Below are 11654 nucleotides of genomic sequence, written 5' to 3' on the forward strand. Positions count from 1 at the left end.
ACATAATAAGTAAATACATTTATTAACTCAAATTTTAGAAAAATATACAATTAGCTTAACCGGCTAAAATTAAAACCCCGATAAATATGAAAAAAGACGAAGCCCCGAAATCTAATTCCAGAAGAAGTTTTTTGAAAACCACCGCACTTGCAACAGCTGGTATTAGTATTATTCCCAGACACGTAATGGGAGGTCCCGGATTTTTAGCACCAAGTGATAAACTGGTAATTGCTGGAATTGGAGTAGGAGGAAAGGGTGAAAGCGATATCAACAGCTTTTATCAATCTGGAAAAGCTGATATTGGTTTTTTATGCGATGTAGATAAGAAAAGAGCCGCAAATTCTGTAGCCCGTTTTCCAAAGGCTAAGTTTTATACCGATTATCGGGAAATGCTGGAGAAAGAATCTAAAAATATAGATGCGGTTTCAATATCTACACCAGATCATGGTCACGCAGTACAGGCATTGGCTGCGATGGAACTGGGGAAACCGGTTTATGTTCAAAAACCACTTACCCACGATATTTACGAGGCCAGGCAATTGACTGAAGCAGCCGAAAGATACCAGGTTGTTACTCAAATGGGAAATCAGGGGGCTTCAGGAGATGGTGTTAGAAAAATGCGCGAATGGTATGACGCCGATCTTATAGGAAAAGTGCATACGGTTTATGTATGGACAGATCGCCCGGTTTGGCCACAGGGAATTCCATGGCCTGAGGGGAAAACAGCAGCTGTGCCTGAAGGTTTAGACTGGGATTTATGGTTGAATACAGCACCGAAAAGGGAGTATATAGAAGGTTTGGTTCCGTTTAACTGGCGTGGCTGGTGGGATTATGGTACCGGGGCATTAGGCGATATGGGCTGCCATTTAATTGAAGCACCTTATCGTGTTTTAGGTTTGGGCCATCCAAAAGATGTTCAGTGTAGTGTGGGAAGTGTTTATGTAGATGAATTTAAAAGAGGTTATTTCCCTGAGAGTTGCCCACCTTCAAGCCACGCGGTAATGACGTTTCCAAAAACTGATAAAACCAGTGAGGATGTTACCCTGCACTGGATGGACGGTGGCATTAAACCAAAAAGACCGGAAGAACTTGGGCCAAATGAAACCTTTGGTGATGGTGGCAACGGAGTGTTATTTATTGGTGATAAAGGAAAAATGATGTGTGGCACTTACGGTCGAAATCCGCGATTATTACCTACTTCTAAAACCGACGAAGTAAATGTTGCTGAGAAATATGAGCGCGTTCCCGGTGGAGAAGAAGGCCATTATGCACAATGGGTAGAAGGAGCAATTGCAGGTTATGGAAAGATAGAATTAAGTTCTCCTTTTGAAATTGCAGGACCACTAACTGAAACTTTATTAATAGCCAATCTGGCGATTAGAGGTTATGATGTTAGAAACGAAAAAAGACGTGATAATGGGGATACCTACTTTGATTACCCCGGACGTGATATAAAAATGCTTTGGAATTCAGAAGATATGCGAGTGACCAATTTTGATGAAGCCAATCAATTTGTGCGTAGGGAGTATCGGGGCGGCTGGAAGCTAAGCTAGATTAATCCCTCATTGAGGGTTTAATTCCCAGAGGCCTGCCCGAATCATTCAGGCGGGCTTGCCTCGAAATTATAAAATAGTTTTTCAATTCATACCTCGAGGGCTTGCCCCGAGGTTCTTGATTAAAATTATAAGTTATGAAAATCCTTGTAATTGTATGGTTAGTAGTTTTTTACTTCAGTTTTTCAGCCTGTAATTTCAATAATAAAGAGTCCGAGCCAAAAATGGTATGGGATACCTTAGAAGTTACGGCTTCAGCATATAATTCCCTGAGCTGGCAAACCGGAACCGGTGGCGCCAATATTACGGCCTGGGGAGATACTTTACAACCCGGTAGTAAAGTAATTGCAGTTTCCAGAGACTTGATAAAAAAAGGTTTAGATCACAATACCCCCGTTAAAATTGAAGGTTTTGACGGGGTTTTTCTTGTAAAGGATAAAATGCATTATCGCTGGAAGAATAAAATAGATATCTATATGGATGAGGATGTGCAAAAAGCCAGGAATTTTGGACGTAAAAAATTAAATATCTATTACGAGGTTCCTGTAGACTCTCTTACGAAGAAAAAGGATTAAAAATACGGTTTATAAATTAAACCATTTTGGTAGACGAAAGTAAAAAATAGAATCTTTTTTGTTTCTAATGACTTTTTAATCAAACCTGAATGTAGGCTTAATGCATGATCAATAGATTTGCTTCCTCTTTAAAAAACGAAGCTTTAAAAAAATCTATGAAATCTATTTCCTCATTTGCAGCCTTACTTTTACTTTTTCTAAATTCAGCAGTTCTTGCGCAAACTGATACTACCGATCAAATTGAAGATCCAGAAAAAAAAGGAGAGCTTACGTATGAAACTCAAAGTGGTTTACCCGTAGCGGCTTCTAAAATTTATTTTTCAGATAAAAAGTTTACAATTTCCGGCTTTGGTGAAGCCGGATATACCGAATACTTTGGTGGTAAAGACAGGTCTAGCGAAGATCTGGAATTATATATGAATGAATTATACAGGTTTGTAACGTATCTGGCCTATAAGCCAAAACCCTGGTTGATACTTTATGGAGAAGTTTTTGCAGAAATGTACCGTGATCAGGAAACTAACGAGCGGGACCATGAGATATTTTTTGAGGTTTTTGCCGATTTTTTAATCGATGAAAAATTTAATTTAAGAGCTGGAACCCATCAAGTACAAATTGGATATATGAATACCAATGATGAGCCAATTCTTTATCATTCTGTAAACAGGTCTCCCGTAGAACGATTAATCACACCTTCCACCTGGATTGATCTTGGAGTTATGGCCTATGGTAAACTAACAAATAAGCTAGATTATTCCCTGTCTATTTACCAGGGGTTGGATACTCAGAATTTTAATGGTGGCACCTGGATTAGGAGAGGTAGGGATAATGGCCTTCGTGGAAATTTTGACGGATATGTATTAAATGGAAAATTGGGTTATCAAATAACAAAAGATACAGAATTTGTGGTTAATGGAGTTTGGACGCAGGCTGGAAACAACCAGAGAGTTATCTCAGGGAATAGTGCCAAAAGGCTTAGTGCCAATACCTTTTTAACCACATCTTATTTAAGACACCAATGGAATAGCTTGAGTATAATGGCTTTAGGATCATACGGTAGAATGGGCCAGACCGATCTTATATTTGACCTTACAAAGCAAATGGGAACCGGGGGACAGGAAATGGCTGGACAGGTTTTAGGTAGCGAGGTCTTTGGTTATTATTTAGAGCTAGGTTACGATATCCTCCCAATGTTAAGGGGCGGTAAATCTGATGGCAGCTTAGATAACTTTTTATTTAAAGGTAACGAGTTTAAACTTCCGCTATTTTTAAGATATGATAGATTGGATACTCACAGTGAAGTAGTTGATCAATTAGAAAACGAAACACGCTTTCAAACTAATTTAAAAGCCTTAACACTTGGATTGAATTTTAATCCAAGAAGAAATATTGTATTCAAAGCAAATTACATGTTTAGAAATAATTCCAGTCCAATTGTTGGAACCAACGATTTTGAGGGGGACCGATTTGAATTTGGTGTAGGGTTTATATTTTAAAATTGTGCTGCTGAAAACATCTAATGCTCAAGTAAATCAAACCTTAATAATCAAAAAATGAGGCTGTCTGAAAAAGTCTAATTTCGTTAAGCTGACTTGTTTCAGCTTCTAACATGTTTGGATTATCAACATCTTAGATTCTGAAATAATCCCGAAGCTTTGGGACAAAATGACGATTAAAAAAACTTTTCAGGCAGCCTCTTTAAAATATTAATCCTATAATATTTATTTAAAAATGTGGTTCATAAATTAACCTGAGAAAAGAACTGAAGCGTTCTTCATCGCGATTAAGGGAAATCCCCGGCACTATACCTATTTTAAGCGAATCTTTAATTTCTACACGCATTTGGGGTCTTAAGACAGTTTTTAATTCACCGTCCATAATTAGTTGGTTTACCTCTAAACCTATAAAATTTCCGGTTCCCGGTATCATATAATGAAGGTTGGAGTTAATCTCATAGGCGAAATAGTTTTCATGATTGTTCCATCCATTGAAAAATCTGGGCCCGGTATAAATCAACCCATGCCATTCTGATGTAAATCGCTTCGCTGCAATTAAAAAAGGATTAAATAGCACACCCTGGGTTAAATTATTTAAAGACATTGTATTAAGATCAGTAAATTCAAATTCTACAATATTTCCAAGAGCCATAGAAGTTTGATATTTATCTGAAACCCAGAAGGTATATTGAGCGGCTAATTTTAGGCTTTCTACACGATCACCGGGCCTGCTTTCTGCGCCGCGATTAAAAGCATTGGGGGAGAAGACGGTTACAGGTACTTCTACTTCCAGTCCCAGTCTGTCGGCTACTGCCCATTCGTACTCAACAAGAAATTCATAAGAATCGAAGTCTAAATTATCGGTTATTCCAGCTCCAAGGTTCCATTCTTTCTCTCCTTTCCTGGCCCCTAAATCACGAATAAGATCTATATAAAGCGGTTCGGCATGTTGAAGTTTTAAAGGAAGGTCTTCTTCGTTTGCCTCTTCCTGGGCATAACTAAATGTAGCGCTTAGAAAGATAGTAAGCGAAAGGCAAATTTTAAGGCTTTGTTTCATTTTAAATTTTTGGCAAACAAAACTCTTTCAGATTAAATAGTTATAAAAATAGCATTAGAATAATATTAAAATTGAAGTAATGGGAACTTGATGCTGACTACAGTTCCCTGACCTGCTTTGGTTTCAATGTCTATATTGCCTTTATGAATTTTAACGATATCTTTCGTGAGCGCAAGTCCAATGCCGTGACCTTTTTCATTTTTACCATTTTTACCACGATAAAATGGGGTGAAAATCTTATCGAGATCTGACTTTGAAATTCCGGAACCAAAATCCTGAATATTAATTACATTGAATTTTGAAGTTTGTCCCAGGGAAATATGAACCTTTTCATTACCAGAATATTTCAGGGCATTTTTTAAAATGTTGCTTATCGCAATTTCTATCCACAACCTGTTCCCTAAGATCTCGAATGAGTTTTCATTGAATGATTCTATTTCCTCGTAATTCAAACGAATTCTATTACCGGAATTCAATTTATTTAAACGTATGCTTATTTGTTGTATGAGTTCATCTATTCTAAATATCTCAAAACCTTTATTAGGTTGTTCTGCCTGTACTTCAGAGAGATGTAGTAAGCTGGTGAATAATTCATTTAGATGAGTAGCTTCATCATAGATCTTGTTCAAGGCCACCTCTGTGTTTTCCTTTTTGGTAGATTGTAAAGCATAATCTGCTTCCCCCATAATAATAGTGAGGGGTGTGCGTAACTCATGCGAAGCATTTTCTATGAATTTTTTCTGGGAATAAAAAGAAGTTTCTAATCTTAGCAGCATAGCATTAAATGTTGCCGCCAACCTTGAAATTTCGTCTTTTCCATCTCCTTCATCCAATCTCAGTTCTAGATTACTGGCGGTTATTTGCTGCACACGGGTAATCATGTTATTAATGGGGTTGAGCAAAATAGAAGCAAAAAATAGGGATATAGCCAGAATAAGGATTAAACTGAATAATGAGGTTAAGAATAAGATATTCATAAGATGGGAGAGTTGGTTTTTACCTTCCTCATCTATAGCCGAAACTACTGTAATATAATCCCCCTGATTATCCTCGTAGAAAATACTGACTGCTTGTTTTCCATTTGTTTCGAAAAAAACGTGTTCCCCTTCCAGGTTTTTTAAGAATGCTTTTTCGTTATAATAATGTTGGTCCCCCGATTCTTTAGATATTTCATTATTTTCTACCTTAAAGAAAGTTTCTTCCTCCTGGGGTAGATTTCTTAAATATTGCCGGGTTAAACGCTCATACTTCCCTTTGCTGAATTCGTCTTTTTCCAGTAAAATCTTAGCAGCAGTATATGCACGGTCTAGAAGACGTTTATTAAATTGTTCATAGGTATTATTTGCGACCCTGGTGTAAATAAAAATGCAAACAAACCCGATTATCAAAGCGAAAATCAGGGAGAAAATTGCCGCTATTTTATACTTGATTTTCAACTTACCTTACTACATAACCCATCCCAATAACCGTTTGAATAAGCCTGTCTTCTGAATTATCTTTTAATTTTTTACGAAGGTAGTTAATATAAACATCTACAACATTGGTTCCCAAATCATATTCTACTCCCCATACTTTTTCAAGTATTTGCTCGCGGGAAAGTACTTTGTTGTTATTCTCAATAAGAACTTTTAGAAGCTTATATTCTGTTGCGGTTAGTTTTATTTCTACCTTATCTTTAAAAACCCGCTTAGCTCCATCGTCTATAGCAATATTGTTGAAGATAATTTTCCGCTCTTTTTCTTCTGTTGAGGTTTCGGACTTTAATTTCCTGCGGCTTACGGCATTTACTCTGGCAAGAAGTTCATCTATCTTGAAGGGTTTTACAATATAATCATCAGCTCCAAGATTTAAACCTTTTACCACAGTTTCTGTTGTATCCAGGGCTGTTAATAAGATGATTGGAGTTTGATTTTTGGCTTGTTGAAGTTCTTCCAGTATTTCCAGCCCTGACTTGTCCGGTAACATAATATCCAGGAGTACCAGGTCATAATTTTGACTAAGAATTAAATCAAGGCCCATTTGGCCATTTGTGGCAATCCCTATACGGTGGCTTTTTTCAGACAAACATTTATGAAGCAGGGATGCCACGTTTGGCTCATCTTCAACTAACAGAATATTCATTGGGATCAAATATCAGAAATTTATAGCTTTTGAAAATTAGAATAGGATTAGAATTCAGAATTTGTATTTCCTAAATACTCCTAAATTATGTATGTTGTGAAAATAACCAAAATGATCTATGAAACAGCTTTATTTCTTCCTCACTTTTTGCATTTTTCTTTCTAGTATAAACTTATCAGCACAGGATTCGATTATTAATGATAAACTTGTTATAGGAATTACCCCCACACCACCTTTTGTAATGCAGGAAAACGGGGAATACAACGGTTTGAGCATAGACTCCTGGCAATTGGTGAATGAAGACCTGGATTTAGATTATGAATATAAAGAATATGCTTCTCTTGGTGATTTATTAAACGCGGTTGAAAACAAAGAGGTAGATTTTAGTATTAACCCGGTTACGGTGACCAATAACCGAATGCAGCGAATGGATTTCTCTCAGCCATACTTTATATCACATACCGGTGTGGCTAAAAGAAGTGAGTCGCAGATTTTTAGTTATTTAGGTAACTTATTTAGCTGGAATTTTATTTCAGCAATACTTATTTTACTGGCGGTAATTTTCATTTTCGGCTTTCTGGTTTGGATCTTTGAGCGTAAAAAGAATGCCGAAGAATTTGGTAGCGGTTCCCGGGGAATACTTCAGGGGTTTTGGTGGAGTGCGGTAACTATGACCACCGTAGGTTATGGAGATAAATCGCCCAGAACTACGGGCGGCCGGGTAATTGCTCTTATCTGGATGTTTATGGCGATAATAATTATTTCCAGTTTAACAGCCGGAATAGCCTCATCACTTACGGTTCAAACCATGAACGATGAAATTACCGGAGTACAGGATTTATCTAAATTTGAAGTTACTACTGTAAAAAGCAGTAGTGCCCAGGAATTATTGAGTTTATATAACATTCAGCATAAAGAAGTATTTAGCGAAAAGGAAGGAATGCAACTTTTAAAGGATAAACAAACCAGGCTTTTTGTTTATGATGAACCCATTTTGCGCTATGAGTTAAAACGAAGAGGACTCGATAATGAAATTGAGGTTCTTCAAAAAACACTTAAAAAAGATTATTACGGGTATAGCTTTCCGAAGAATTCGGCATTGCTGGAAAAAATCAATCCCGTTTTAATTGGAGTTATGAAAACTATGGAGTGGAACTCAATAATGGCAGATTACGAATAGGTTAAAACTAAAAACCAACCTGCCCAAGGAGGAACCATAAAATTATAAAAACAATAATAATTCCTATACATCCACAGCCGCCACCTAATTTTTTCGCGCCCCACCCAGCTAGAATAGCCCTGATGATATTTTTCATACTTACTTAGATATTTATAGGTTAAGTTGGGCTAATTTAGCTGAAATCAAATCCCAAAATTTAGAATTAGCAAATATTTAGCAGCATTTCAGTAAGAAGACTTAAAAAAATTAAAACTTCTATTTCGTATCTTTATAAAAATTAATAAGATGAAAACACATAAACTAAAACTCGTTTTTATAAGCCTAATTATTAGCAGTGTTACCTTTGCGCAAAGCACTTCAGCTACTTTAATTAAAAAAGTGGAAGGCTTTAGCCATCCAGAATCTGTTGTTTTTAATGAAGATAAGAATGAATATTACGTCTCCAATATGGCAGATAAAGTAGAAGGTGACGGATTTATTTCCAGGGTTTCTTCTGAGGGAGAGATTATCGAGTTAAAATGGATAGAAGGTTTGAAAGACCCAAAAGGTTTACTTATAAAAGATGATAAGGTCTATGTAACCAATAATACCGAACTTATTGAGATTAATATTGAAGATTCAGAAATAACCAGGAGAATCGCAGTTGAAGGTGCCATTTCTTTAAATGATATAACAGTAGATGCGATGGGAAATATCTTTATCTCAGATTCAGGGAAAAGCGCGATTTTTTTGATGCCAGGCGATAAATCAAATATGATGATCCCAGAAAATGAAGAAGGAGAGATTATTGAATATTTAAACACTACCAGATTAGAATATGTAAACGGGCTATATGCTCAAAAAGATCAACTCTATGCGGCTGCCTGGGGAGAAAATACCGATGGTAATTTTCTAAAAATTGATATGGATACCCGTGAGATCACAAAGATTTCTAAGAACGGAATTGGAAATCTGGATGGGATTCAGCCGGTTGGTGAAGATGCTTTTTATATATCAGATTGGGCTACCGGTAAAATTTACCTGGCCGGGAAAAACGGGGACCTGGAAGAAGTTTTAACTTCAGGAAAAAGTGCCGGGGATATCCTTTTTGATGCTAAGAAAAATCAACTGGTTTTACCAATGAATCATCAAAACGCCGTTTGGTGGTATCAACTCCAATAATTTAAGACTACCTTATCATTCTTAAATTATTGAAATACTAATTTTTAAAAAACTAAGCAAATGGAACTTAAGAAAGACAAAGAGGAAAAAGATTATATTTTAAAGGATAATAAGAAGACCAATTTCGGGATAGGATTTATCATCACGATCTTACTCATTCTAATTGTTGCGGTAGTAATCTCCGGTTTTTATTTTGGGTTTTGGTAATAGTTAAAAATCAACCTGAAGGGCTTAAGTGTTTTTTCGTATAAATTAAGGGCGTGGTGAACCACCCCTTTCTTCAGCAAAGCTGAATTCATTCCTCTTCTTTGAAAGGAGGGGAGCTTTTATCTACTTCTTAATCTCATTAATCAACAAAAACGCCTGATTCACATATTCTTTTTCTAAAAAGAGCGCAAAATAGTTTGAGGTAGAGATCATTTCAAAAATTGGGATTCCTTCGTAGGCCAGTAGTTTAAAGAGATAGAAATACAGGCCTACAAACTGCGAACTGTTTTTGGGCAGGGCAATCGTTATAGACGATAGTTCCTCTTTTATAGATACCCGCCTTTCATTTCTGAAACAATCTTCAACAAGATTGGTAAGACTTGAGGAAACCAGGATATTGCTTTCCTGATAATTACTGGAGTAATTGAGATAAACCCCCGTTTGATCTTTTACCGCATCGAGCAACCTCGCTTTATTGGCAATTATGGTATTGGAATTTAAAAAAGTATACTCGGTAATTCCAGATCGTACTACAATATCTCCCAGCTCCCTTAAATGTTGCATATTTATTTTAGTCCGGCGGGGAGCATAGCGTCTTAAAGCCATAATAATAGAACCCTGTTTTACAGGTTTTCGCATTTCTTTTTCTACCTGGGGCTGAATATCATCGGCCAATCCGCTAAAATTTACAATATCTCGCGCAATCGCATCATCCAGAAAAGGTTGGTGTCTTATTATATCGTGAACACAGGTAGTTATAGTTTTCATTGTTAAATATTATACATTTTGTGCAAATGTATATAAAATGAAAGATAATTTTTGTCACAGCGGGCTTTAATTCTAATTATGCACTGAGTTATTTCAAAGGAAGGAATATAAACTTTCCAAATAGTAAATAACATATAAAAAATTTAAATCTCACTAAGAGTAAATAATTAGTAATGAAAGTATTAAAGTTTGGCGGAACTTCTGTAGGATCTGTAGAGAGCATTAGAAATGTAAAAAACATTTTAGCTGCAAGAAGTGGGAAGAAAGTGCTGGTACTTTCGGCAATGGCCGGGGTGACTAATAAACTGGTTGAAATTTCAGAAAACATTAAAGCTGAAGATTATTCAGCCATTAATACTATTATTGCTGAGTTAAAACAAAAGCACGAATCTACGATAGATGAGCTTATAAATGAACCAGGCTTAAATTCGCAGGCAAAGGATTTTGTGAATAATGTGCTTGAAGGTTTACAGAAACTAAGCCGCAGTAAATATTCTGAAGGAGTGTATTCGGAAGTTGTAACTACCGGTGAGACTATGCTTACCTACATTTTTTCAACTTTTCTTACGAGTTCAGGAATTCAGAATAATTTCCTGAATGCCAGGGAATTTATGCAGGTTTCAAATCTAGAAAATCCTGATACAGATTTAGTAGGTAAACTATTTCAGCAGAGTATAGAAAACCTTGAACCAACAGATATTTATATTACTCAGGGTTTTGTGAGAATTGATGCGCAAAATTCCATTAGTACTCTCAAAAGAGGTGGAAGCGATTACAGCGCTACCATTCTGGCTGCAGCGGTTCAGGCTGAAGAAGTACAAATATGGACAGATATTGACGGGTTTCATAATAATGATCCCCGTTATGTTGAAAACACACACGCTATTGCCGAGTTAAGTTTTGAAGAAGCAGCAGAGCTTGCTTATTTTGGAGCAAAAATTTTGCACCCACAAACTATTTCTCCGGTTATAAAAAGGCAAATTCCTTTATTTTTAAAAAATACCTTTACCCCAGAACTTCCCGGAACTAAAATATCATCAGAGATTCATACACTCGGACTTAAAGCGATTTCAGCAAAAGACGGAATTACTGCCATTAAAATTAAATCTAACCGGATGCTGATGGCACACGGATTTCTTAAAAAAATCTTTGAGGTTTTTGATAAATACGAAACCGCAATCGATATGATTACCACTTCAGAAATAGCGATTTCCTTAACCATAGACGACGACAGGAACTTAAATGAAATTCTGGAAGAGTTAAACGCTTATGGCGAGATTACCGTCGAGAAAGATCACAGTATTATTTGCATTGTAGGTGAAGGCCTAATTGAAGATAAAAGTACCAGCCGATTATTCGAATTATTAAATGATATTCCTGTGAGAATGATTTCTTATGGAGGAAGCAATAACAATATATCTTTACTGGTAGATACCAAAAATAAAATACAAACCCTGCAGGGTTTAAACCGCAAATTGTTTGAGGACCGAGCAATACCTCAATTTGTTTGATTTCTGTTTGTGAACAGGAAACTGT

11 protein-coding genes are annotated in these 11654 nt (G+C 36.4%); 7 read left to right on the top strand and 4 right to left on the bottom strand.

Features of this window, described 5'->3' with window-relative positions; all coding sequences use genetic code 11:
• Positions 1-86 precede the first annotated feature (86 nt).
• From LB467_RS04800 to LB467_RS04810, 3 genes are all read left to right on the top strand, one after another.
• Entirely contained in the window at positions 87-1553 is a 1467-nt protein-coding gene (locus LB467_RS04800) for a Gfo/Idh/MocA family protein (protein ID WP_224472883.1), read from the top strand.
• 137 nt (positions 1554-1690) lie between these two features.
• Positions 1691-2128, top strand: a complete 438-nt coding sequence (locus LB467_RS04805) for a 3D domain-containing protein (protein WP_224472884.1) — start codon at positions 1691-1693, stop codon at positions 2126-2128.
• A gap of 155 nt (positions 2129-2283) precedes the next feature.
• On the top strand, positions 2284-3624 hold the full coding sequence (locus LB467_RS04810) for a hypothetical protein (RefSeq protein WP_224472885.1): 1341 nt from the start codon (positions 2284-2286) through the stop codon (positions 3622-3624).
• Positions 3625-3853: 229 nt separating this feature from the next.
• Here LB467_RS04810 and LB467_RS04815 read toward each other — a convergent pair whose 3' ends face one another.
• The 3 genes from LB467_RS04815 to LB467_RS04825 form a co-directional block, all read right to left on the bottom strand.
• Positions 3854-4681, bottom strand: coding sequence for an HAEPLYID family protein (locus LB467_RS04815; RefSeq protein ID WP_224472886.1), 828 nt, complete (start codon positions 4679-4681; stop codon positions 3854-3856).
• A gap of 65 nt (positions 4682-4746) precedes the next feature.
• Positions 4747-6117 (bottom strand): sensor histidine kinase, encoded by a 1371-nt coding sequence (locus tag LB467_RS04820; protein WP_224472887.1) that lies wholly within the window; start codon positions 6115-6117, stop codon positions 4747-4749.
• A gap of 1 nt (position 6118) precedes the next feature.
• A complete protein-coding gene (locus tag LB467_RS04825) occupies positions 6119-6802 on the bottom strand; it encodes a response regulator transcription factor (protein ID WP_224472888.1) in 684 nt (227 codons plus the stop codon).
• A gap of 118 nt (positions 6803-6920) precedes the next feature.
• Between LB467_RS04825 and LB467_RS04830 the strand changes: the two genes are divergently transcribed.
• The 3 genes from LB467_RS04830 (at position 6921) to LB467_RS04840 (ending at position 9350) form a co-directional block, all read left to right on the top strand.
• Positions 6921-7982, top strand: coding sequence for a transporter substrate-binding domain-containing protein (locus LB467_RS04830; RefSeq protein ID WP_224472889.1), 1062 nt, complete (start codon positions 6921-6923; stop codon positions 7980-7982).
• A 285-nt stretch (positions 7983-8267) separates the two neighbouring features.
• Positions 8268-9143 (top strand): NHL repeat-containing protein, encoded by an 876-nt coding sequence (locus LB467_RS04835; protein ID WP_224472890.1) that lies wholly within the window; start codon positions 8268-8270, stop codon positions 9141-9143.
• Between the two features lie 60 nt (positions 9144-9203).
• The gene (locus LB467_RS04840) at positions 9204-9350 is read left to right on the top strand and encodes a hypothetical protein (RefSeq protein WP_224472891.1); all 147 of its coding nucleotides are present in this window, start codon (positions 9204-9206) and stop codon (positions 9348-9350) included.
• A 123-nt stretch (positions 9351-9473) separates the two neighbouring features.
• On the opposite strand, the gene LB467_RS04845 is transcribed toward LB467_RS04840, so the two are convergent.
• Complete coding sequence (locus LB467_RS04845; protein ID WP_224472892.1) at positions 9474-10118, bottom strand: hypothetical protein; 645 nt, start codon at positions 10116-10118, stop codon at positions 9474-9476.
• 173 nt (positions 10119-10291) lie between these two features.
• Here LB467_RS04845 and LB467_RS04850 point away from each other — a divergent pair, with 173 nt between their 5' ends.
• Positions 10292-11629 (top strand): aspartate kinase, encoded by a 1338-nt coding sequence (locus LB467_RS04850; RefSeq protein ID WP_224472893.1) that lies wholly within the window; start codon positions 10292-10294, stop codon positions 11627-11629.
• Positions 11630-11654 lie beyond the last annotated feature (25 nt).

Origin of the sequence: Salegentibacter tibetensis, assembly GCF_020164485.1 — a bacterium.
GTDB classification, from domain to species: domain Bacteria; phylum Bacteroidota; class Bacteroidia; order Flavobacteriales; family Flavobacteriaceae; genus Salegentibacter; species Salegentibacter tibetensis.